Genomic DNA, 23,808 nt, shown 5'->3' with positions numbered 1-23,808 from the left:
GCCGTTGTATTTTTTGACTCAAGGAACCCAAGGATGAACAAACACCTGATCGTATTGCTCGCTGCCCTCTTCACTCAAGGCGCCTGGGCCGAAACCCACAACATCATGGCCTTCCTCGCCGACCCGGTGGCGGTGCTGGATGAGCAGGGCAAACAACAGCGCGAGCTGCCGAAAAAAGACACGCCCAGCCAACCCGTGCCGGTGTTGCAGTACAACAAGGCGCTCGACCTGGTACAGGTGGAACTGGCCGGCCAGAAGGTCTGGCTGGACACCATGGACCTGCGCATCGTGCCGCCGCTCAATATCGTCGAGCTGCCTTGCCAGGGCCTGACCAAGAGCCAGACCAAAGACAGCCGCAACAACTCCACCATCGGTTTTGGTGCGGGCTGCAATCAATAAAGGAGCGTGGCGGTGAAGGGATATCTATTGCTGGCCAGCGCACTGCTGAGCGGTTGCGCGACATTGAAGGGGGCGGACCAGGCCTTCATGAACCTGGTGGGCCCTTCGACCCAATCCAGGGTGCAGGGCCACTACGTGGACAACACCGACGTGCGCCAGTACTACAAGCTCGACCCGCAACGCCAGAGCCAGCAACGCTTGAGCTACGACGGCCGCGCGGTGCCGGCAGCTGAAGCGCGCCAGCAGAACCTGGTGGATATCCCGATGTTGCAGGTGTACTTGCAGGGCATCGTCACGCGCCTGTCCAAAGGCTGGCCGGGTGAGTTGCCGACCTTGCAGGTGAAGATCACCGACAGCTACGGCTTCGGGCCTTCAGCGGACCCGTACGGCAACCTGTTCGTGCCCCTGGGCATGCTCGATAACGTCGGCAGCGAAGATGAAATCGCCGCGATGCTCGGCCACGAGATGAGCCACGTGCTGCTGCATCACCATGACCGCATGGCCGCCTTCCAGCAGCAGAAAGAGATGTTCACCACGGTCGCGTCCACGGTCGCCCTGGCCACCATGGCCGCCGATACCGGCATCGACCGCAGCTCCGGCACCATGAAAGTGTTCAGCAAAGACCCGGCCGGCACGCAGAAAACCATCGGCAACACGGTGCTGTACACCACGTTGGCCAACACCTTTTCCGACCACGTGTGGAGCACCGCCTGGGGCCGCAGCCAGGAAGACCAGGCCGACTTGCTCGGCACCGACCTGATGATCCGCGCCGGCTACGCGCCCCGCGCCGCCACTCATAGCCTGGAGCGCTTGAATGACTTCCAGGGCAAGCAAAAACCGTTGCTCACCGGCTTTCTCACCGCGCGCAAGAACGCCATGCAGGACTCGTTGCAGCAGTTCAACCTCAACCAGTTCACCAAAGAGCTGGACGTGCTGGTCAAGGACGGCCTGACCACCGGCATCACCGCGACCACTCAGTATTTCAACCGCTCGCACATGTCGGCGATGGACCGCGACACCGAGCTGCGCCAGTACTTGCAGCGCGAATACCGCCAGGAACGCCGCGCCCGGGTCAGCCCGCAAAGCTGGACGACGATGAAGAACACGCCGCAGGTGGCGAAGGCCATGCAGGGCTATAAAGACGCCTACTTCGCCATCGACGCCCTGGAGAAAAACAAGGTGTCCGATGCCGATGGTTTTGTGCGCAAGGCGCTGGCCTCGCCGGTCAAGGACCAACCGGGCATCCGTCGCACCGCCTACACCGTGCGCCTGGCCCAGGGCCGAAGCAGCGAGGCGATCAAGGAGTTGCAGGCGATCAAGGACTGGTCGCTGGCCGGCCCTTCGACCTATGACCTGATGATCAGCTACCACCTCAAGCGCGGCGATGGGCAATCGGCGCTGGCGATGATCGACAAGGCCGAGCGCCACCTCGGTTCGGAAGAGCTGTTCATCACCGAGAAGCTGCTGGCCAATCAACAAATGCAGAACGCGCAACAGGTGCAAAGCGTGCTGCGCAAGTGCGAGCAGTACCCGACGCGCAAGGAGAACTGCAAGAAACTGGCGCCGGTGAAGGCCTGACGGGTATCCCTTAAACGCGGTTCTTCGGTATAACCGGAAAATTTCCCGCGTTGTGAACGGACTCCCATGAACGCCCTGAAACTGATCTGCCTGCTGGTTGTTTTCCCCATGCTCCTGGCCGCCCTTGGCGGCTGGGAGCTTCAGCGGGCTGACCGCGCCGCCACGGCGCTGGTTGAATTGCGCCTCAACCTCGCGAACTACAAACAACCCCTGCAAGCGGTAGCCGCCAGACAACCCGCATCGGCAATCCCCCCACCCGAGGGCCTCATCACCGTTCAAGAGGCCATCGCGCGGGTGGAAAAAACCGAAGCCGAGCTGCCCACCGCCCACCGCATCAACCGCGTCCTGCACGCACTGGCGCCATGGGTGATCGGCCTCGGGTCGCTCGCGGCCCTCATCGGCCTGGCCGCACTCGCTGGCACACACTGGGCCGGGCACCGCGCGCAGCAGTCGCGGCAGACGTTGTTGCAGGTGTTCTCCCTCGGCAGTCGCCTGTTGCCCTACGTGCTGGTGAGCCATGTGGTGGCGATGGCCGCGACGGTGGCGCTGGTGCTGCTCTTCGAGGGCCTGGCGTTGTGGCATGTCGGCCGGCTTGGCAGCGGCGAGATGAAGCTGATGGGCATCCTGGGGGTCGTCGCTGCGTTTTGCCTGTATTCGATCTGGCTGTTGCTCAAGCAACTGCGCCCCATGCTGGCGATGTTCGAACCCACGCCGCTGGAGATGTTCGGGCAGCGCGTCACGCCGGAACAGGCGCCGGGCCTGTGGCGCCACGTCGATGAGCTGGCGGCCAAGTTGGGCGCGTTGCCGCCGGAGCATATCGTGGTGAGCCTGACCCAGGGCTTCTACGTGACCTCCAGCGATGCCCTGGTGATGCCCGCCGAAACCCCGTTGCGCGGGCGCACCCTGCATCTCCCGTTGCTGTACCTGGGGCTGCTGGACCGTGAGGAAATCGGCGCAGTGATCGGCCATGAGCTGGCGCACTTTGCCGGCGACGACACCGCCTACAGCCTGCGCTTCTTGCCGATCTACGACGGGGTCCACCGCAGCCTCTGCGGGTTGCTCGAAACCATGGCGGCCAGCGACCCGATCCAGGGCCGCCTGATGCGCCCGTCGTTCATGCTCGGTGAGTTTTTCATGCAGCGCTTTGATCATGCGGTGAACCATTGGAGCCGCGAGCGCGAATTGCTCGCGGATGCCGCCGGCGCACGGCTGGTGGGCAATGGGGCTGCCGCTTCGGCATTGTTGCGGGTCTCGGTGTTGCAGGCGCCGATCGACGACGCGCTGATGACCGCGTGCGAAAACGCCGCTGAACGCGACTTGCCCGCTGCCGTGCTCAACGCGCTGCAAGGCGCTGAGCTGCACCTGCCAGCCGAGGCGCTGGACATTCATCAGCCACACCCAACCGATTCCCATCCGTCCAATGGCGAGCGCTTGCAGGCCCTGCACGTACCGCTGGAAGACGCGATGCACAGCGCCACCCGCGCCGTGGACGCCGACGCCGCGAACGGGCAGATCGATGCCTGCTTCAACGCGCCGCACACACTGCGCGAGCAATTGACGCAGGACTTGATCGCGGTGGCGGCATCCGAAGACTCGGCGCACACCCACCTGCTGGAAACCCTGGCGGCTTCGGCCGCAGGCGAGCGTGAATTGCACGAAGGCGGCCCGTGGCGCGGCACGTTGATGGCGCTGTCGGGCCTGCCCTTCGTGCTGGCGGGCCTGTTTGCCATAAGCCGCCCCTGGCTTGCCCCGGAGCGCATGAAGGGCACGCCGCTGTCGGCGCTCGGCGCAGGCGCGTGCCTTGGAATGATTGGCCTGGCCCTGTTGTGGCTGGGCATCCGCCGCTTCAAGCGCGCACCGCAGACCGCCTTGCGCCTCACGCCCGAGCATTTTGTATTCAACAATTTGGCGCAGCCGCTGCCCATCGCGCATATCGACGAGATCACGCTGCAGTTCGTCCAGGGGATCTGGGTGACGATCCAACTGACACCCGAGGCGCCTTTGCCCGAAACGCGCAAGACCGCATTCGGCGTGCCCGGTGTACGGGTCAACAAGAAGAAGCGCCAGGTGCTGCTGCTGATGGCGCAGCTGTGCATCGACGGAAAAAAAATCGAGCCCTATGAAGGACTGTCGGTGATGCTCGACTACAAGAACGCCGCACTGGCCCGCAGCATTTTGCAGCACCGCGAGGACTGATCCCGCGGCATAAAAAAACCCCGAACCAGTCGGGGTTTTTTATCGCCTGAAATCAGACGCTACAACCGATCACTTAGAAAACGTTGATCGGGTAGTCAGCGAACAGACGCAGTTCGTTACCGCCAATGTTGTAGTTGCTGGCGTTGTTCGAAACGCGCAACCACGAGGCACGAGCACGCAGGCTCAGGTCTTTGGCTGGGCCGCTCTGAACCACGTACTTGAACTGGTTGAAGATTTCGCGCTCGGTGCCATTGCCACGGTTGGTACCGTCGTCAATGTTGGTGCCGCGCACGTAAGCCACGTTGTAGCTCAGGCCAGGCACGCCGTAGGCGCTGAAGTCCAGGCCGTAGCCAACCTGCCAGGAACGCTCGTCCTTGCCGTTGAAGTCAGACCAGTAGGAGTTGGCCAACAGGATGGTGTTGCCACCGTCGCCAATGCCGCTGTTCTTGTTGTCCTGGTGGTAGCCGCTGTACAGGTAGCCGGTGTCACCGGTGCTGCGCTGGTGAGCGACGGTGAAGCTGTGTGCGCCAACAGCCCAAGTAGCCGCCAGGCTCCAGATTTTGTTGTCGCGGGCGTCTTGATCGCCTTGGGTCAGCTGGGCGAAATCTTTGTCCAGCTTGGTTTTGTAGCCGTTGAAGTCAAAGGTCAGCGACTGCTTCTCTGGCAGGGCCAGCACGTAGTTCACGTTGACGTATTGCTTCTTCAGCACGTCCTGCATATCGGAAGCGTACAGCGCGGCCGACAGGCTTTCGGTGAACTTGTAGCTACCGCCGACGTAGTCGATGCTTTTCAGGTGGCCGCTGTCGCTGCCTTCGGCGCTTTTACGGCCTTGCTTGGTGAAATGACCAGCGTCCAGTTGCAGGCCGGCGATTTCTTTGGAAACGATCGAGGTGCCCTCGTAGGTTTCCGCCAGCAGACGGCCACTGTCGTAGGCCAGGACCGGTACGTTCGGCAGTTGCTGACCGTATTTCAGTACGGTGTTGGAGATACGCGCCTTAACAGCTGCGCCGCCCTTGGCCAGGTCGTTGGCGGCCGCGCCGCTGTCGCCTTGCTTGAAGAAGTCGATGCCGCCGCCGCCGCTGCGACCTTTACCACCGTCCAGACGGATAGCGTATTGGCCCAGTACGTCCACACCCACACCCACGGTGCCTTGGGTGAAACCGGACTCGAACTTGCCGATGAAGCCTTGGCCCCATTCAGCTTTGTCCTGGTTGTGGTTTTTGTAGTCACGGCTGATGTAAGCGTTACGTGCCGCGATGTTCAGGTGGCTGTCTTCAACGAAACCCTTGGATTGTTCCTGGTCGTTGGCCATTGCTGTCGATGCGCTCAAAATCCCCAGAGCGATCAGACTCATCCGTTGCTTCAACATTTCTTATATTCCTTATTACTGGTTGAGTACGCGCTATGACACCAGGCTCCGTATTGCTTTCTGGTATCGACTTTTCCCGGAAAAAAGAAGACCCGCGGACGACTGAACTGCCGCGGGCCTTTTTTTATTGGATGAGTCATGGCTGTTAGCCACAGGCGTTGGGCGCAATCCTAGTCGCGCCCGGAACTATGTGTCAATTTCGCGAATCGTCTGTATTTAGGCGAAATAATTCTAAGCAACGGCCTACAGCGCTTCTGAAAACGACAAAAAACCCTATCAACCGGGTCGTTAAACACATTCTGTAACACATTTCAAAGCCGATACATTTGGGAATCCATCACGAGCGTTAATGCAAAGCATTACCATTAACGCGCAATTCTCCTCCCAAACAATTCGGATACATTTCCCCATGCCTGCCCCACGCCTGACGCCCATCACACTTGGGCTCTCCGTTCTGCTGTCTGCTGGTTTTGCCTGTGCTGCCACCACCTTGCCCACTACGTCGATCAGCGCCGAAGCTGACGAAGACGACCCACGCATCAAGGAAACCAGCACCGCCACGCGCACAGCCACCCCGGTGCGTTATGTGCCCCAGGCCATCGACTCGGTGAAGACGGAAAGCCTGCGGTCCTACGGCACCAATGACCTGGGCCAGGCGTTGAGCGGCATTCCCAACGTCAGCAGCGGCGCCGATACGCGCTTCGACAGCCTGCGCATTCGCGGTTTCGACGCGAGCAACGACTTCTACCTCGACGGCATCCGCGACGACAGCCAATACGTCCGAGACCTGCATAACATCGAGCGCATCGAAGTGCTCAAGGGCCCAGCCGCAGTACTCTACGGGCGAGGCGGTCAGGGAGGGATCGTCAACCGCGTGAGCAAACTGCCCACCGCCGGGCATAAATCCAGCATCGAAGCCCAGGGCGGCAGCAATGATTTGCGCAGCCTGTACGCCGACTTGAGCACTGACCCCAGCGACACCATCAGCCTGCGCCTGAACATGGGCAACCAGGACAACAACAGCTTCCGTCATGGCGTCAGCGGCAACCGCCAACTGTTCGCACCGTCCATGAGCTGGCAGCTCACGCCCGACCTGAACTGGCTGGTGCAATACGAATACAGCCGCTACAACCGCACGCCCGATCGCGGCATCCCCGGCGTCAACGGTCGCCCGGCCGATGTGAGCCGCAGCACCACCTACGGCGACAGCCGCGACTACATCGACGACAAGTCCCAGTCGCTGCGCTCCAAGCTCGCCTATGAGCTCAACGACAACTGGCAACTGCGCCAGACGCTCGGTCTGTTCAAACTCGACAGCGATTTCGACAACACGTATCAAGTCGCTTACGTGCCCGCGACCAACAGCGTCACGCGCCAGCGCTGGCAGCAGGACCTGCGCACCTTCAACATCACCAACAACGTCGAACTGGAAGGCAGCTTCAGCACCTTCGGCCTGGAGCATCGCCTGCTCACCGGCGTCGAAATGGGCAGCCAACGCCGCGATCCGAAGCTCTACAACGGCGGCACGAGCGTGCCGCGCCTCGACCTCAACCAGCCCAATCGCCACTTGAGCCACACCGGGCGCATGAGCCTATCGAGCAACAACCACACCGAAGTCGAAAGCCGTGCCGTCTACGTGCAGGACCAACTGCGCCTGAACGATCAATGGCAAGTCCTCGCCGGCTTGCGCTACGACCGCTTTGAAGTCGACACCAAGAACAAAATCAACAACCTCCAGCAAAACGTCGACAGCCATAACGCCAGCCCACGCATCGGCCTGGTGTGGACGCCCCTGGAAAACCACTCGTTCTACGCCTCGTGGAGCAAGACGTTCTCCCCAGCGGGCGGCGGCCTGATCGGCATCACCCCGAGCGCCACCAGCGGCGCCAACGACTTGAGCCCCGAGCTGACCAAGCAAAAGGAAATCGGCGTCAAAAGCGACTGGCTCGACGACCGCCTGAGCACCACCCTGGCCGTGTACGAACTGGAACTCTACAACCGCCGCACCGCCGACCCACTGGACCGCACCATTACGCTGCTCAGCGGCCTGCAACGCTCACGCGGCGTCGAGTTGACCGCCACCGGCAAGATCGTCGGCAACTGGTATGTACGCGGGGGGATTGGCCTGCAGGACGCCACGGTGGTGAAGGACAACAACGGCTTTGAAGGCAAGCGCGTCAACGACGTGGCCAAGCGCAATGGCAGCCTGTTCATCACCTGGAAACCAGAGATGGGCTGGTACGCGGAAACCGGCTTGACCCTGGTGGGCGACCGTTACGCCGACAGCCTCAACACCGTGGTGCTGCCGGGCTACGGCCGTTGGGATGCGTTGGCCGGGTTCCGTCAGAAGGAATGGGATGTGCGCGCGGCACTGAACAATATCGCCGACAAGAACTACTACGCGTCGGCGACCAGCGTGGCGCAGATTCAGCCAGGCGAGCCGCGTAGCCTCGTCGTAACCGGCACCTACAGCTTCTAAACCCAAACACAGAACCAATGTGGGAGCTGGCTTGCCTGCGATAGCGGTGGGTCAGCACCTGATGTGGGGCTGACACACCGCTATCGCAGGCAAGCCAGCTCCCACATTTCTGGATTGCAGTGTTCTTTAGTTCTGCAGCAAATCGCACAACACGTGCACTTCATCCTCACTAAACAAACCCACCGGATACCGCTCGCTCAACACGCTGCGCAAATCAGGCAGCCTGCTCTTCCGTGAGCCGTTTTCCTTCAACCAGAGCCCCAGTGCTTGGATCGCGTCGCCGTTGACCCGCATCGGGTGAAACGTGCGCGTGTACATCAGGTTGATTTGAGGACTCATTTCAGCGCTCTCTCCTACTGCTTGAGCGGCTAACTTACTCAAGGTTTATGACAGAACTGCTGAGTCATAAACCTCGATCACTGTCGCAACAGCGATACAAGAGCTATGCCAACCCCCAGTTTTTGTAGGCATTTACCCACAAAAAAGCCCGCGACCTTGCTGGGCCGCGGGCTTGCCATGAGTACCGGAATTGCTCAGTGCCCGGTCACCCTCATGCTGCTGTTACAACTGCACTCACTTTTTCTGCGGGGCCGGCTGTTGTTGGGTCAGGCAATGGATATTGCCGCCGCCCAGTAACAGTTCGCGGCCCGGCACCATCACCACTTCGTGCTGCGGGAACAGATCCTGGAGGATCTTCTTCGCCGGGCCGTCCATCGGGTCATCGAAGCTCGGCGCGATGATGCCGCCGTTGACGATCAGGAAGTTCACGTAGGAACCGGCCAAACGTACGGTCGGATTACGCTCCTGCGAACCGTCCACCGGGTCGACACCGGCGCATTCTTCCTCGGTGGCGTACAGCGGCCCCGGGATCGGCATTTTATGCACGGTGAACGCGCGGCCCTGGGCGTCGGTGCTGCTGTGCAGCACGTCCATGGCGGCGTGGCAGCGCGCGTAGTTCGGGTCTTGCACGTCGTCGGTCCAGGCCAGCAGCACTTCGCCGGGGCGCACGTAGCAGCAGAAGTTATCCACATGGCCGTCGGTTTCGTCGTTGAACAGGCCGTCCGGCAGCCAGATGATCTTATCCACAGCCAGGTTGGCGCTGAGCACCGCCTCGATCGCCGCGCGGTCCAGGTGCGGGTTGCGATTGCGGTTGAGCAGGCACTCTTCGGTGGTGATCAGCGTGCCTTCGCCGTCAACGTGGATCGAGCCGCCTTCCAGCACGAAGCCTTCGGTGCGGTAGCGCGGCGCGCGTTCGATTTCGAGGATCTTGCCACCCACCTGCGAGTCGCGGTTCCACGGCGCGTACAGGCCGCCGTCAAACCCGCCCCAGGCGTTGAAATCCCAGTTCACGCCGCGCACTTCGCCGCTGCCATTGATCACGAAGGTCGGCCCGGTGTCGCGCACCCAGGCGTCGTCGCTGGACATTTCCACCACGCGGATATTCGGCCCATCCAGGCGCGCACGCGCATTTTCGTACTGGCCCGCAGACACCGCCACGGTCACCGGTTCGAAACGCGCAATGGCCTTGGCCACCGCCACATGCGCTGCCTGCGCCGGCTTGCCGCCCAGGCGCCAGTTGTCCGGGCGCTCGGGCCAGATCATCCAGGCCTGGGTCTGTGGCGCCCATTCGGCAGGCATATGGAAGCCATCGGCGCGGGGTGTGCTGTGCAGGGTGGTCATGGCGATCAAGACTCCGAATGGGGGTAAAGGCCGACTTTATAACGGATAAAAATCGGCTTTAAAAGCGCTCAAGGATCATCGGCGATAAATATGACATTAAATAGCCGATAAGAATCGATTAACTACAATTGCTCGCCAAGCACCTTCGACAGCATGTCCACGAAGAAATCCACACTGCGCCGGGACGTGACCATCGGCGGCTTGATCTTGAGGATGTTCAGATAATCCCCCGTCGGCTGCATGAAAATGCCCAGCTCGCGCAGGCGATCACACAACAGCGCGGTTTCTTCGGTCGCGGGCTCCAGCGTCTGCCGGTCGCGGACCAACTCCAGGCCCAGATAGAAGCCGGAACCGTGAACCGCGCCGACCAATGGATGCAGGTCGATCAGTTCTGCCAACCGCGCCTTGAAATGCCCGCCAACCACCTGGGCGTTTTCCCACAGTTTTTCTTCGGCCATCACGTCCAGCACCGCCATGCCGATCCGGCAACTGACCGGGCTGCCCCCCGACGACGAGAAGAAATACCCCTCGGCCTCCAGCGCCTCGGCGATGTCGCGCCGGGTAATCACCGCGCCCAGCGGCTGGCCGTTGCCCATGCCCTTGGCCATGGTGATGATGTCCGGCACCACGCCCTGTTCTTCAAAGCCCCAGAAAAAGTGGCCCATGCGCCCGTAACCGACCTGCACCTCGTCGGCGATGCACACGCCGCCCCTGGCGCGCACCAGCCCGTACACCTGCTGCAAATAGCCCGGCGGCAACGAGATGCCCCCGGCGTTGCCGTACACCGGCTCGCAGATAAAGCCGGCCAGTTGGCGTTTACTCGCGGCGATTTTCGCCAGGTTGTGTTCCACGCTTCGTACGTAATCCGGCGCACTGTCCGGCCCACGGAACTCGCCGCGATAGGTATTCGGCGCGGTCACCGGATGCACCCAATCCGGGCGACTGCTCAGCGCCTGGGGGTTGTCGGCAATCGAGGTGGACACCGCATCCGCCGCCACCGACCAGCCGTGATACGCCTCCAGCACGCTGAGCATGTCGCGCCCGCCGCTGTAGGCCCAGGCCAGGCGAATCGCCAGGTCATTGGCTTCAGTGCCGCTGTTGACCAGGAACACCCGGTCCATGCCTTCGGGCGCCAGCGCCAGCAAGCGCTCGGAAAATTCCGCAATCGCCGCGTAGTGGAAACGCGAGTTGGTATTGAGCAGCGACCACTGCCGCGCCGCCACCGCCGCCATGCGCGGGTGACCATGGCCGAGCACCGCGACGTTGTTGAGCATGTCCAGGTAGGAGCGGCCCTGCATATCGATCAAATGGTTGCGCCAGCCGCGTTCGATGCGCGGCGGGTCGACGTAATAGTGTTTTTGCGAGCGCGCGAAGCTGGCGTCGCGCCGGGCCAGCAGGGCCTCGGGGTCCAGCTCGGGTTCGGCGTCGCAGGCCAACCCCAGCAGCGTCGCGGGCGATGGACACAAGGCTTGCCACGCCAACGCCCGCGACGGCGTGCAGAACAGCGGCGGTTCCAGCTCGGCGCGGCACAGTTGCACGGTCAACGGCGCGTGTACTTCACCCAACACTTGGCCCTCGACCAACAGCGCGCCAGCGTTCAATACGGTGTTCACGCCCCACAAACGCAGGCTCAATTCGACGCCCTGCACGCTGACCAGGCCGTCCGCGCCGTGCTGCAACGTCCCGGCGAAGGGCACTTCCAACAGCGTGCCGTGGGGCAAATGCAGCTCGACATGCAGCGGGAACGTCGCCGGTTCAACGGCACTGTCCGGGCAGGTCTGCGACAGCCGGTACTGGCCATAACGGCTGGCGGCCAGCCCATGCACCGCCGCCGCTTCATCCAGCAAGCGGCGGTCAATCCCCGCGTGCTCCCAGTTGCCCGCCTCGAAATGCGGGCTGAGTACGCCCAGATCGATCAGGGCAAATTCGCGCCCCACCAGCCCCGGCAACAACGACGCAAAATCCTCGCTGGCCACCGCCGGCAGGTCTTCGCCGACGCTGCGCAGAATCGCCGCTTCCATCAACTCGAACGGCACCGACGTGGCCACGTGGAAGATTTCCCACTCGTGCTCGGCGTTTTTCAGCAGGTAAGCGTTATCCGGGTCCAGGCATTGCTGTTGCTCGCTGCTCAACACCAGCACCGCCGCACGCGCGACGATCAGCGGCCACAGCGCCTGTAGCTCGGCGCGCTGCAACGGCGTCACCGCGTGGCACGCCTGGATCGCCGGCAAGATCGCAAAGGGATCGCCCTCGGCGTGGTGCAGCAACGCCGCGCAGGTCACCGACAGGTCGGCAATGCGCCAGGTGTGCACCAGGTCGCCGAAATCAATCACGCCCTCGACCTGCCACTGCCGCGCGGCATCACGCTGCCAGACCACATTGTCATCGGTGATATCCATGTGCACGGCTTGCCACGGCAACTGCTCCGCCAGCGGCCGGATGCGCGCTTCGACCTGCGCGGCGACCTGTTCCAGCTCGGCGCGGTGCGGCAGCTCTGGCAAGGTCGCCAGCAAATGCGCGATCAGCTCCCGCCCATGGCGCGGGTCCCACTGCAACGTGCGCTCCAGGCCCGGATGGGCGAAATCCGCCAGGGCCAGGCTCATGCGCCCGCACAGCTCGCCAAAGCCTGCGATCACCTCGCGCCCCAGGTGCGGCCGATGGGTCAGCGGCTGGCCGTCGATGTAGTCGAGCACGCGCAGGTGCAGGGTTTGCCCGTCGAGGGTGACGGTCAGCAGTTCATCGCCGTTCAGCGCCTTGACCACTTTGGGCACGCGCACGCCTTGCAGGCTATTGAGCGCGGCGTGCTGGGCCTGCAACTCCACGGCGGCGTAGTCGCCCCGGCAGATTTTCAGAACAAATCGGCCGCGAGGGCTGTCCACCCTGTAATTGAGGTCTTGCTGGCTGCCCAATGATTGCAAGGTGCCAGCCAGGCCATAATGCTGCGCCAATAATTGCGCTGCCTGCTCGGGGCCCACTTGCGGGCAGGGTAGACTGGCGCGGTGAATCAACGTGGCGAGCAGCATCGGGGGCAACCTCGGTATTTTTATCAGGCGCTTAGTTCGCCATTGTTCAGGGGGCTTGTGCAACCCCCCGACACATCCTGCCCTACCGCGCGCGGCAACACAGGCTATGCTCCATTCGCTAAATGTCCGTCAAAAGGAAAAGGGCCCCGACATGCGCATTCTCATTACCGGTGGCGCCGGTTTTATCGGTTCTGCTCTGGTACGTCACCTGATCCAGCACACCGAGCATGAAGTGCTCAACCTCGACAAACTCACCTACGCCGGCAACCTCGAATCGCTGACTTCCATCGCGTCCAACAGCCGCTACGAGTTCGTCCAGGCCGACATCATCGACCAGGCCACCGTCAGCGCCGTGCTCGCGCGCTTCGAACCGCAGGCGATCATGCACCTGGCGGCCGAGTCCCACGTGGACCGCTCCATCGACGGCCCGTCGGATTTTATCCAGACCAATATCGTCGGCACCTACAGCCTGCTGGAAGCCGCCCGGGGTTATTGGCAGACCCTCGACCCAGCCGCGAAAAACGCATTCCGCTTCCACCACATCTCCACCGACGAGGTGTACGGCGACCTGCACGGCGTGGACGACCTCTTCACCGAAACCACGCCCTACGCCCCCAGCTCACCCTACTCCGCGAGCAAGGCGGCGTCCGACCACCTGGTGCGCGCCTGGCAGCGCACCTACGGGCTGCCGGTGCTGCTGACCAACTGTTCCAACAACTACGGGCCGTTCCATTTCCCGGAAAAACTCATCCCGCTGGTGATTCTCAACGCCCTCGCGGGCAAGCCCTTGCCGGTCTATGGTGATGGTTTGCAGGTGCGCGACTGGCTATTTGTCGAAGACCACGCGCGGGCGCTGCTCAAGGTGGTGACGCAAGGCGTGGTGGGCGAGACCTACAACATCGGCGGGCACAACGAGCAAAAGAATATCGACGTGGTGCGCAGTATCTGCGCGCTGCTGGAAGAACTGGCGCCGCAGCATCCACCCGGCGTGACGAGTTACAGCGACCTGATCACCTTCGTCAAAGACCGCCCCGGCCACGATCAGCGCTACGCCATCGATGCCAGCAAGATCCAGCGCGAACTGGGCTGGGTGCCAGCGGAAACCTTTGCAACCGGTCTACGCAAAACCGTGCAGTGGTACCTGGATAACCTGGACTGGTGCCGCAGGGTCCAAGACGGCAGTTATCAGGGTCAACGATTGGGCAACACCGACATGAGGGATCTGATCGCATGATGAAAGGAATCGTACTGGCCGGTGGCTCCGGCACGCGTCTGCACCCCATCACCCTGGGCGTGTCCAAACAGCTGTTGCCGGTGTATGACAAGCCGATGATCTACTACCCGATCTCGGTGCTGATGCTGGCCGGCATCAAGGAGATCCTGGTGATTTCCACCCCGGCCGACCTGCCGCAATACCGCAACCTGCTGGGCGACGGCAGCCAGTTCGGCGTCACGTTCAGCTACGCCGAGCAACCGACGCCGGACGGCCTGGCGCAAGCCTTCCTGATTGGCGAGCAGTTCATTGGCAGCGACCCGGTGTGCCTGATCCTCGGCGACAACATTTTCCACGGGCAAAGCTTCAGCGCGCAGTTGCACGCCGCCGTCAACCGCGGCAAAGGCGCCACGGTGTTCGGCTACTGGGTCAAAGACCCGGAGCGTTTCGGCGTGATCGACTTCGACAGCGAAGGCCGCGCCCTGTCCATCGAGGAAAAACCGGCGGTGCCCAAGTCCAGCTATGCGGTCACCGGCCTGTATTTCTACGACAACGACGTGATCGAGATCGCCAAGGCGGTCAAGCCCTCGGCCCGGGGCGAACTGGAAATCACCGACGTCAACAACGCCTACCTGCGTCGCGGCGACTTGCAGGTGGAACGCTTTGGCCGTGGCTTCGCCTGGCTCGACACCGGCACCCACGACAGCCTGCTGGATGCCTCGCAGTACGTGCAGACCATCGAGCGCCGCCAGGGCCTGAAGGTCGCGTGCCTCGAAGAAATCGCCTACACCAGCGGCTGGATCGACCGCGAACATCTGCTGGAGCGCGCCAAGTATTTCGGCAAGACCAGTTACGGCCAGTACCTCTATTCGCTGGCGGGAGACACCCCGTGAACGTGGTCGACACCGCGCTGCCCGGTGTGCTGATCCTGGAGCCCAAGGTGTTCGGTGACGAGCGCGGGTTTTTCTACGAGAGCTTCAATGCCCGCGCCTTTGCCGAGGCCACCGGGCTGCAGCGCGACTTTGTGCAGGACAACCACTCGCGCTCGCAAAAAGGCGTGTTGCGCGGCCTGCACTATCAACTCGAACACACCCAGGGAAAACTGGTGCGCGTCACCGCCGGCGAGGTGCTGGACGTGGCCGTGGACATCCGCCGCAGCTCGCCGAACTTCGGCCAGTGGGTGAGTGTGCGGCTGTCGGCGCAGAACCACCGCCAACTGTGGGTGCCGGAAGGCTTTGCCCATGGGTTTGTGGTGCTCAGCGATTTCGCCGAGTTCCTGTACAAGACCACCGACTATTACCAGCCAAGTGCCGAGCGCAGCATCCTGTGGAATGACCCGACGCTGGCCATCGACTGGCAGCTGAGCGAGGCGCCGCAGCTGTCGGCCAAGGACCAGGCGGGCAAATTGCTGATGGAAGCCGACCTGTTCCCATGAAGATCCTGATCACCGGCCAACACGGCCAAGTCTCCCAGGCACTGCAACAGCGACTCCAGGGTTTGGGCGAGCTCATCGTGCTCGGCCGCGACCAGCTTGACCTGGCCAACCCCGAGCACATCCGCCAGCAAGTCCGCGCTCACCGCCCCGGCCTGATCATCAACGCCGCCGCCCACACCGCCGTGGACCTGGCCGAAAGCGAGCCGGACGCCGCGTTCGCGATCAATGCCATAGCGCCCGGCATCCTCGCCGAAGAAGCCAAGGTCCTGGGCGTGCCGTTGATCCACTACTCCACCGATTACGTGTTCGATGGCACTAAAGCGGCGCCCTATACCGAGACCGACACACCCAACCCGCTCAGCGTCTACGGCCAAAGCAAGCTGTCCGGCGAGCAGGCGATTGCGGCGGTGGGCGGCGAATACCTGATCCTGCGCACCAGCTGGGTGTATTCCAACCACGGCAAGAACTTCCTGCTGACCATGCAGCGCCTGCTGCAAGAGAAGCCGCAGATGCGCATCGTCGCCGACCAGATCGGCGCGCCGACCTGGGCTGGCAGCATCGCCCACAGCACCCGTGCCCTGATCGAGCGCTGGCAGGCCGGCGCAGCGGGCGAATGGGGCGTCTATCACCTGACCGCCGGGGGCGAAACCTCATGGTTCGGCTTCGCACAGGCGATTGGCGAACATTTGCGCGCCGAGGGCAAGGTTTGCGCCGAACTGGAGGCGATCCCCTCCAGCGCCTACCCCACGCCCGCCCAACGCCCGCTGAACTCGCGCCTCGATTGCAGTCGCCTGCAACAGCAGTGGCACGTCAGCCAGCCGCACTGGCAGGACGCATTGCGCGAGTGTCTTGCCGCGCAGCACTAGGCATAATGCGCCTGTACCCCCAGGCGCCCGACTTCCATGACTCCAACCCTCCCGCGAAGACCCCGCTGGCGCAGCCTCGCCCTGTTGGCGTTGTGCCTGGCGCCGCTGCTATGGCCGCTGGAGCACCTGGCCGAGCGTTATTACCGCAACGAACTGGCCGGGCAGAACCGCCAGACCCTCGACCTGTACGTCGCCAACCTGCTCGGCACCCTGCACCGCTTTGAGGTTTTACCGCAGATCCTCGGCGACTTGCCGGCCCTGCGCACGGCGCTGGACGCGCCGCAGGTCAGCACCAACCTGACCAACGCCAACCAGTTGCTCAAGGACGTCGCCGCCCAGGCCGGGGTGGAGGTGATGTACCTGATGGACACCCACGGCAAGACCCTCGCCGCGTCGAACTGGGATAAACAGGACAGTTTTGTCGGGCGTAATTTTTCCTTCCGGCCGTATTTCAGCGAAGCCATGGCCGGGCGACTGGGGCGGTTTTTCGGCCTGGGCACCACCTCGGCCAAGCGCGGCTACTTCTTCGCCGCCGCCGTGCGCGATGGCGACACCATCATCGGCGTGCTGGTGGTCAAGGTCGATCTGGACCACACCGAAAGCTTGTGGGGCAACACCCCGGAACAACTGCTGGTGACCGACCACAACGGCGTGGTGATCCTCACTTCACGCCCGCAATGGCGCTTCCGTGCGACCCGCCCGCTGACCGCCGAAGAGCGCCAGGCGATCATCGCCATCCAACCCTACCCGACCCGCGACCCACAGCCGCTGACCCTCAGCTCCACGGCGTGGCTGCGCCAATCCACGGCGATTGCCGAGACCGGCTGGAACGTGGAAATCCTCGCGCCGCAATCCTTGATCAACCGCCCGGTGCGCACCGTGGTCGCCGTCGGCGGCGCGACGTTGCTGGTGCTGATGCTCTTGCTCGGTTTGCTGATGCAGCGCCGCCGCCACTACCTGGAGCGCATCGCCTTCGAAGCCAAGGCACGCCGCGAGCTGGAAGCGCGGGTGATCGAGCGCACCAGCGACCTTGAAGGCCTGAACCGGCGCCTGAAACAGGAAGTGCTGGAACGCGAACAGGCGCAACAAGAGTTGGTGCGCGCCCAGGATGATCTGGTACAGGCGGGCAAACTGTCGGCGCTGGGCACCATGTCGGCGAGTATCAGCCACGAGCTCAACCAGCCGTTGGCGGCAATCCGCAGCTATGCGGAAAACGCCGAGATCCTCCTCGACCACCAGCGCACCGACGATGCGCGCGGCAACCTCAAGCTGATCAGCGAACTGACCGGGCGCATGGCCTCGATCATCGCCCACCTGCGCGCCTTTGCCCGCCGCGACCGGCATGCGCCGGAAAGCGTCGGCCTGCAACCGGCGCTGGACGATGCCCTGGCCTTGCTGGCCAAGCGGCGGCGCTCGATGGAAGTCGAGCTGATTCGCGACCTGCCCGAGGCGACGCTGTGGGTGCAGGCCGGCGAAACCCGTCTGCGCCAGGTGCTCGGCAACCTGCTGGCCAACGCCCTCGACGCCCTCACCGAAAAAGGCCCGCCGCGCAAACTCTGGCTGAGTGCCGAAACCACCGAACAGGGCGTCAACCTGTACATTCGCGACAACGGCCCGGGCTTTTGCATGGAAGCCCTGGGCCGCGCCAGCGAGCCGTTCTACACCACCAAGACGCGCACCCAGGGCCTTGGCCTCGGCCTGGCGATCTGCGACACCTTGATGCGTGCCTTTGGCGGCGAACTGCTGTTCGCCAACCACAAGGAAGGCGGCGCGCTGTTAACCCTGAAATTGCGTGCCGGCTCGCCGGGCGTCAGTCTGCAACCGTCCGAGGACCGCAGCGTATGAGTATCGACAACGGGATTCAGGTGGTGTTGATCGACGACGATCCACACCTGCGTCAGGCCCTGTGCCAGACCCTGGACCTGGCCGGGCTGAAAGTCCTGCCCCCTGGGCGAAGCCAGCGGCCTCACCGCGCGCCTGTCGCGGGATTGGCCGGGGGTGGTGGTCAGTGACATCCGCATGCCCGGCATGGACGGCCTGGAGCTGCTCGCCGAACTGCACGGGCAGGACCCGGACCTGCCCGTGCTGCTGATCACCGGCCATGGCGACGTGCCGCTGGCGGTGCAGGCCATGCGCGCTGGCGCCTATGATTTCCTGGAAAAACCCTTCGCCAGCGACGCCCTGCTCGACAGCGTGCGCCGCGCCCTGGCCCTGCGCCGCCTGGTGCTGGACAACCGCAGCCTGCCGCCTGGCCCTCAGCGACCGCCAGCAACTGAGCACGCGCCTGGTGGGCCACTCGCCACAAATGCTGCGCCTGCGCGAGCAGATCGGCGCCCTGGCGGCGACCAAGGCCGATGTGCTGATCCTCGGCGAGACCGGCGCCGGCAAAGAGGTGGTCGCGCGGGCGCTGCACGATCTGTCCAGCCGGCGCAGCGGGCCGTTCGTGGCGATCAACGCCGGCGCTCTCGCCGAATCAGTGGTGGAAAGCGAGCTGTTCGGCCACGAGCCCGGCGCGTTTACCGGCGCGCAGAAACGCCGCATCGGCAAGTTCGAATTCGCCAACGGCGGCACGCTGTTCCTCGATGAAATCGAAAGCATGAGCCTGGATGTGCAGGTCAAGTTGCTGCGCCTGCTGCAAGAACGCGTGGTGGAACGCCTGGGTGGCAATCAGCTGATCCCGCTGGATATCCGCATCATCGCCGCCACCAAGGAAGACTTGCGCCAGTCCGCCGACCAGGGCCGCTTCCGCGCCGACTTGTATTACCGCCTCAACGTCGCCTCGCTGCGCATCCCGCCCCTGCGCGAGCGCGGTGAAGATGCGTTGATGCTGTTCCAGCACTTCGCCGATGAAGCCAGCAGCCGCCACGGCCTGCCCCTGCACGAACTGCAACCGGGCCAGCGCGCGCTGCTGCTGCGTCACAGCTGGCCGGGCAATGTGCGTGAGTTGCAGAACGCCGCCGAACGCTTCGCCCTCGGGCTGGAGCTGGCGCTGGACGCCACGCCGGACAATCCCCATGCCCACGTGCTGACGTCCACGTCGGGCGGCTTGAGCGAGCAGGTCGAGCAGTTCGAAAAAAGCCTGATCGCCGCCGAACTGACCCGCCCCCACGGCTCCATGCGCAGCCTCGCCGAAGCCTTGGGCGTACCGCGCAAAACCTTGCACGACAAGCTGCGCAAGCACGGCCTGAACTTTGCCAACCAAAGTGGTGACGACGAATGACCCACGCCAGCGATGACCTGGAATCGGTGCTGCACCACGACATCCCCCTGACCCGGGAGATGGGCCTCAAAGTGCGCGACTGGCAACACGGGCGGCTGGAACTGCACCTGCCGTTGCAGGCCAATATCAACCATAAAAGCACCATGTTTGGCGGCAGTCTTTATTGCGGCGCGGTGTTGGCGGGTTGGGGCTGGCTGCATTTGCAGTTGCGTGAGGAAGGGATTGAAGACGGGCATATCGTGATTCAGGAGGGGCAGATCAGTTATCCGCTGCCCGTCACGCGGGATGCGACAGTGGTGTGCCAGGCGCCGGAAGATAAGGTGTGGAAGCGGTTTGTGGCGACCTATAAGCGTTATGGCCGCGCAAGGTTGACGCTGGAGACGTGGATTGTGAATGAAGGCAGTGAGGACCGCGCAGTGACCTTCACCGGCCAGTACGTCCTGCACCGCTGAAAGCCTCCACACAGAACCACCTGTGGGAACGGGCTTTTGTGGGAGCTGGCTTGCCTGCGATGGCATCACTGCGGTTTAACTGACAGACCGAGGCGCCTGCATCGCAGGCAAGCCAGCTCCCACATTGATTTATGCAAGCCTCAGGAGCGTGCCAAAGCCAGTAAACGCTCGCGCCATGCCGCTTTCGCCGGCAACGCGAGGAAGAACGGATTCAACAACGATTCCCGCGCCGGATAACTGAACGGCACACCGCTCAACTCCAGCACTTCGCCGCCCGCACCTTCCAGCACACCCTGGGCCGCGGCGGTATCCCACTGCGACGTCGGCGCCAGGCGCGGATAACAATCCGCACTGCCCTCCGCCAACAGGCAGAACTTCAACGAACTGCCGATATTCGCCAGTTTCAGTTCACCCAAGCCTTCGCTCAAACCCGCCAGCAAACGCTCCTGCTCCGGGCTGCTGTGGCGCCGGCTGGCAACCACGGTGAACGCTTCTCCCGCCGCCGGGGCCGTGCGCACCTGGATCTGCCGGGGCGCTTCGTTCACGTCCGAACGCCACGCCCCCAGGCCCGCACCGCCGAAGTAGCAACGCCCGATGGTGGGCATCGACACCACGCCAAACACTACGCGGCCCTGCTCGATCAAGGCGATATTGACGGTGAATTCTTCGCTGCCGGCGATAAATTCCTTGGTGCCATCCAGCGGATCAACCAGCCACCAGCGCTGCCAACTGGCTCGGATGCTCTGGTCGATATCGGCATCTTCTTCGGACAGCACCGGGATGCTCGGGTCCAGCGCGGTGAGGCCGGCGAGGATCAGGTGGTGCGCCGCCAGGTCGGCCGCCGTCACCGGCGAGTCATCGGCCTTGGCGGTCACGGCCACATCGGCGCGCCAGTACGGCAGGATCACTTCGCCGGCTTGACGCGCCAGCTCGATCACCGGGGCGATAAACGGGTGGCCTAAAAACAATTCGCTCATGCGTCAAACGCTCCACGCTGGGTCAACAAGTCTCGTACCAGATACAACGCAGCCAGGGCCCGGCCCTCGCTGAATTGCTCGTTTTGCGCCAGCTGCGACAGCTCGCGCAGGTTGACCTTGTCCACGCGCATCGGCTCAGGCTCATCGCCTTCCAGGCGTTCTTCGTAGAGATCGGTGGCCAGCACCACCTGGATTTTCTGGCTCATGTACCCCGGCGACAACGACAGCTCGGTAATCAGCTCCAGCTGGCGTGCACCGTAGCCCGCTTCTTCCTTGAGCTCCCGCTCGGCCGCCGCCAACACGTCTTCGCCGGGTTCGATCAGGCCCTTGGGCAGGGACAGTTCATATTCGTCGGTGCCGCCGCAGTACTCTTCCACCAGCACCGCATGCTCGTCGTCGAGCATCGCCACGATCATCACTGCGCCGTAGCCGGCACCGCGGCCCACCAGGCGTTCGTAGGTCCGTTCAACGCCATTGGAGAAGCGCAATTGCACTTCCTCCACGCGGAACAAACGGCTACTGGCGACTATTTCGCGGGCGAGGACGGTGGGTTTCTGGCGCATAAGCGGCTCCTTGGCGTGATCGGGTTACTATACCGTGGCTTTTCCGATTGTTTGTGTCGGATATTTCTACTTACATGAGACCGCCCCATGCCCTCTTTGCCTTGGCACGCCATCGACACCGTCCTGCTGGACATGGACGGCACCTTGCTCGACCTGCACTACGACAACCATTTCTGGATGGAACACCTGCCGCAACGCTACGCCGAGCTGCACGGGGTAAGCCGGGCCATGGCCGAGATGGAACTGCAGCCACTGTTCGAGCGTAACGCCGGACAGTTGCAATGGTATTGCCTGGATTTCTGGAGTGCCGAGCTCAAGCTCCCGGTGCGCGAACTCAAGCTGGAAACCGCCCACCTCATCGCCCTGCGCCCGGATGCCGACACCTTCCTGGCGGCGATCAAACAGGCCGGCAAGCGCGTGATCATGATCACCAACGCGCACCGCGACTCGCTGTCATTGAAGTTGGAACGCATTGAACTGGCGCCGTATTTCGAGCGATTGATCAGCTCCCACGACTACGGTTTCGCCAAGGAAAACCCGCAATTCTGGGATGCCCTGCAAGCCGATATCGGCTTTGACCCGGCGCGCAGTTTGTTTATCGATGACACCTTGCCGATCTTGCGCAGCGCGCGGGCGTTTGGGGTGGGGCATTTGTTGGCGGTGAAAGAGCCGGATAGCAAGAAGGGGCCAAAGGACACTGGGGAGTTTGCCGCAGTCGAAGACTACCGCGATCTCATTGGCGGACTCTGACCCCATTGTTGGAGTAGCTCTATGTGGGAGCCGGGCTTGCCCGCGATGCAGGCGCCGCGGTGTATCAGTGACACCAAGGTGATGCAATCGCGGGCAAGCCCGGCTCCCACACAAGCTGTGCTGTGCGTTACTCAGGAATGCGCAGCGTCTGCCCTGGGTAAATTTTGTCCGGGTGCGACAACATCGGCTTGTTCGCCTCGAAGATCTTGTTGTACTGGTTGGCGTTGCCGTACACCGCCAGGGAAATAGCGCTCAGCGTGTCGCCCTTCTTCACCACGACAAAACGCGCGGCCGCAACCACCGGGCCAGACACCGTAATCTGGTCCTCAACACTGGCCACCCCGGCAATATTGCCTGCTGCCAGAATGATCTTTTCTTTCTCTTCCTGGCTGGCGACTTCACCGGTGATCGTCACCTTGTCACCGTCAACGGTGGCATGCACGTTCGGGTTGCCCAGCCCCACATCTTCGATATGCTTTTTCAGATTCTCACCGGCGTTGGCATTGCCCGGTGTCAACAGGTCGATCAACTTCGCGCCGGCTTCCTTAACAAAGCTAAAAAGACTCATGGTTCGCTCTCCTTTGGGTTTAAGTTCCAGATGCCAAAGACTAGACCAGTCCTACAGAACCTGGTTCCAGCCCGACCAATGACCAGACGACTCCTACACGCGCTAGAATCCCCCCGCCATTGCAATAAGCCCTGGAGCGAAGATGGACATCAAACAGCTGAAATTCCTCATCGCCCTCGACGAAACCCGTCACTTCGGCCAAGCCGCGGCACGTTGCCACATTACCCAGCCGACCCTGTCGATGCGCTTGCGCAGCCTCGAAGAAGAACTGGACCTGCCACTGGTCAATCGCGGCCAGCGCTTCGAAGGCTTTACCGCCCCCGGTGAACGCGTGCTGGCCTGGGCGCGCACCGTGCTGGCTGCCTATGACGGCTTGCAGGCCGAAGCCGCCGCCTGTCGCGGCAACCTGGTCGGCACGTTGCGCCTGGGTGTGGTGCCGCTGTCGAGCTTTGATCCGCTGGCGCTGATGCAACAACTGCACAAAGAGCACCCCAGCCTGCGCTTTGAGCTGTCAGCACTCAGCTCCGAGCAAATCCTTGAACAACTGGCGAGCAATCGCCTGGACCTCGGCGTGTCCTACCTGGAGCGCCTGGACAACGAACGCTTCGACTCCCTGGCCTTGGGCGAAACCCGCATGGGCCTGCTCTACGACCAGCGCTTCTTCAGCTTTGGCGACAAACCCCTGAGCTGGGAAGCGCTGACGGAATTGCCCCTGGGCATGCTCACCAGCGGCATGCACTTTCGCCAGTCCATCGACCACAACTTCCACAGCCGTGGGCTCAACCCGCAACCGCTGCTGCAAACCGATGCCGTCCATCAGTTGTTACAAGCTGTGCACGGCGGCCTGTGTTGTGCGGTGATGCCACTGGACGGCGGCCTGGACGCGTTGACCGAGCATCTGCGCCTGCAACCGATCGAAGACGCCCACACCTTGGCGCGCCTCGGGTTGATCATGCGCCGCAGCGCGCCGCGCTCGGCGTTGGCCGAGGCGTGTTTCGCGCTGTTTCAGAAATCGCAAAACCCGTCTTGATCGACGTCAT

19 protein-coding genes and 1 pseudogene are annotated in these 23,808 nt (G+C 62.9%); 13 read left to right on the top strand and 7 right to left on the bottom strand.

The features are described 5' to 3' along the window. The first annotated feature begins 33 nt into the window (after nt 1-33). The 3 genes from PSH87_RS01450 to PSH87_RS01440 all read left to right on the top strand — a co-directional run bounded on the left by PSH87_RS01450 (nt 34) and on the right by PSH87_RS01440 (nt 4,173). Entirely contained in the window at nt 34-399 is a 366-nt protein-coding gene (locus tag PSH87_RS01450; RefSeq protein WP_017734873.1) for a hypothetical protein, read from the top strand. A 12-nt stretch (nt 400-411) separates the two neighbouring features. Continuing rightward, nucleotides 412-1,977 (top strand): M48 family metallopeptidase, encoded by a 1,566-nt coding sequence (locus PSH87_RS01445; RefSeq protein ID WP_026136538.1) that lies wholly within the window; start codon nt 412-414, stop codon nt 1,975-1,977. 66 nt (nt 1,978-2,043) lie between these two features. After that, entirely contained in the window at nt 2,044-4,173 is a 2,130-nt protein-coding gene (locus tag PSH87_RS01440; RefSeq protein WP_305432210.1) for a M48 family metallopeptidase, read from the top strand. 73 nt (nt 4,174-4,246) lie between these two features. Here the strand turns inward: PSH87_RS01440 and PSH87_RS01435 are convergent, their stop codons facing one another. Then, nucleotides 4,247-5,542 carry an OprD family porin gene (locus tag PSH87_RS01435; protein ID WP_026136539.1) on the bottom strand — a complete coding sequence of 432 codons (1,296 nt, stop codon included), beginning with the start codon at nt 5,540-5,542 and terminating at the stop codon, nt 4,247-4,249. A gap of 409 nt (nt 5,543-5,951) precedes the next feature. Between PSH87_RS01435 and PSH87_RS01430 the strand changes: the two genes are divergently transcribed. Then, the gene (locus PSH87_RS01430; protein WP_305432209.1) at nt 5,952-8,021 is read left to right on the top strand and encodes a TonB-dependent siderophore receptor; all 2,070 of its coding nucleotides are present in this window, start codon (nt 5,952-5,954) and stop codon (nt 8,019-8,021) included. Between the two features lie 126 nt (nt 8,022-8,147). On the opposite strand, the gene PSH87_RS01425 is transcribed toward PSH87_RS01430, so the two are convergent. The 3 genes from PSH87_RS01425 to PSH87_RS01415 form a co-directional block, all read right to left on the bottom strand. Next, the gene (locus tag PSH87_RS01425) at nt 8,148-8,360 is read right to left on the bottom strand and encodes a hypothetical protein (protein WP_305432208.1); all 213 of its coding nucleotides are present in this window, start codon (nt 8,358-8,360) and stop codon (nt 8,148-8,150) included. A 234-nt stretch (nt 8,361-8,594) separates the two neighbouring features. Beyond that, entirely contained in the window at nt 8,595-9,701 is a 1,107-nt protein-coding gene (gene aguA / locus PSH87_RS01420; protein ID WP_305432207.1) for an agmatine deiminase, read from the bottom strand. A gap of 122 nt (nt 9,702-9,823) precedes the next feature. Beyond that, the gene (locus tag PSH87_RS01415; protein ID WP_305432205.1) at nt 9,824-12,724 is read right to left on the bottom strand and encodes an aminotransferase; all 2,901 of its coding nucleotides are present in this window, start codon (nt 12,722-12,724) and stop codon (nt 9,824-9,826) included. 151 nt (nt 12,725-12,875) lie between these two features. Here PSH87_RS01415 and rfbB point away from each other — a divergent pair, with 151 nt between their 5' ends. The 7 genes and pseudogenes from rfbB to PSH87_RS01380 all read left to right on the top strand — a co-directional run bounded on the left by rfbB (nt 12,876) and on the right by PSH87_RS01380 (nt 19,910). Next, nucleotides 12,876-13,958, top strand: coding sequence for a dTDP-glucose 4,6-dehydratase (gene rfbB / locus PSH87_RS01410; RefSeq protein WP_305432203.1), 1,083 nt, complete (start codon nt 12,876-12,878; stop codon nt 13,956-13,958). Next, nucleotides 13,955-14,830 (top strand): glucose-1-phosphate thymidylyltransferase RfbA, encoded by an 876-nt coding sequence (gene rfbA / locus PSH87_RS01405; protein WP_305432202.1) that lies wholly within the window; start codon nt 13,955-13,957, stop codon nt 14,828-14,830. The genes rfbB and rfbA overlap by 4 nt, the downstream gene beginning before the upstream one ends. Further along, entirely contained in the window at nt 14,827-15,372 is a 546-nt protein-coding gene (gene rfbC / locus PSH87_RS01400; protein ID WP_305432201.1) for a dTDP-4-dehydrorhamnose 3,5-epimerase, read from the top strand. The genes rfbA and rfbC overlap by 4 nt, the downstream gene beginning before the upstream one ends. Beyond that, nucleotides 15,369-16,238: a dTDP-4-dehydrorhamnose reductase gene (rfbD, locus tag PSH87_RS01395; RefSeq protein WP_305432200.1), complete on the top strand. Its 870-nt coding sequence runs from the start codon at nt 15,369-15,371 to the stop codon at nt 16,236-16,238. The genes rfbC and rfbD overlap by 4 nt, the downstream gene beginning before the upstream one ends. Nucleotides 16,239-16,274: 36 nt before the next feature. Then, nucleotides 16,275-18,083, top strand: coding sequence for an ATP-binding protein (locus PSH87_RS01390; RefSeq protein ID WP_026136884.1), 1,809 nt, complete (start codon nt 16,275-16,277; stop codon nt 18,081-18,083). Beyond that, nucleotides 18,080-19,458: pseudogene (locus PSH87_RS01385) on the top strand (sigma-54-dependent transcriptional regulator). Before PSH87_RS01390 ends, PSH87_RS01385 begins: the two are co-directional and overlap by 4 nt. Further along, nucleotides 19,455-19,910, top strand: coding sequence for a YiiD C-terminal domain-containing protein (locus PSH87_RS01380; protein ID WP_017737573.1), 456 nt, complete (start codon nt 19,455-19,457; stop codon nt 19,908-19,910). Before PSH87_RS01385 ends, PSH87_RS01380 begins: the two are co-directional and overlap by 4 nt. 140 nt (nt 19,911-20,050) lie before the next feature. Here the strand turns inward: PSH87_RS01380 and cysQ are convergent, their stop codons facing one another. Both cysQ and nudE read right to left on the bottom strand, forming a co-directional pair. Next, entirely contained in the window at nt 20,051-20,887 is an 837-nt protein-coding gene (gene cysQ / locus PSH87_RS01375) for a 3'(2'),5'-bisphosphate nucleotidase CysQ (RefSeq protein ID WP_305432197.1), read from the bottom strand. After that, complete coding sequence (nudE, locus tag PSH87_RS01370; RefSeq protein WP_017737571.1) at nt 20,884-21,450, bottom strand: ADP compounds hydrolase NudE; 567 nt, start codon at nt 21,448-21,450, stop codon at nt 20,884-20,886. Before nudE ends, cysQ begins: the two co-directional genes overlap by 4 nt. An 87-nt stretch (nt 21,451-21,537) precedes the next feature. Here nudE and yrfG point away from each other — a divergent pair, with 87 nt between their 5' ends. After that, nucleotides 21,538-22,200 carry a GMP/IMP nucleotidase gene (gene yrfG, locus PSH87_RS01365; RefSeq protein ID WP_017737570.1) on the top strand — a complete coding sequence of 221 codons (663 nt, stop codon included), beginning with the start codon at nt 21,538-21,540 and terminating at the stop codon, nt 22,198-22,200. A 127-nt stretch (nt 22,201-22,327) separates the two neighbouring features. Here the strand turns inward: yrfG and lysM are convergent, their stop codons facing one another. Further along, nucleotides 22,328-22,768 (bottom strand): peptidoglycan-binding protein LysM, encoded by a 441-nt coding sequence (gene lysM / locus PSH87_RS01360; protein WP_017737569.1) that lies wholly within the window; start codon nt 22,766-22,768, stop codon nt 22,328-22,330. A 142-nt stretch (nt 22,769-22,910) separates the two neighbouring features. Here lysM and PSH87_RS01355 point away from each other — a divergent pair, with 142 nt between their 5' ends. Next, nucleotides 22,911-23,798 (top strand): LysR family transcriptional regulator, encoded by an 888-nt coding sequence (locus PSH87_RS01355; protein WP_017737568.1) that lies wholly within the window; start codon nt 22,911-22,913, stop codon nt 23,796-23,798. The last annotated feature ends 10 nt before the right edge of the window (nt 23,799-23,808 follow it).

Source organism: Pseudomonas sp. FP453, from assembly GCF_030687495.1.
GTDB lineage: Bacteria > Pseudomonadota > Gammaproteobacteria > Pseudomonadales > Pseudomonadaceae > Aquipseudomonas.
The sequence above is the reverse complement of the archived record's forward strand: the minus strand, read 5'-3'. Positions and strand labels throughout refer to the sequence as shown.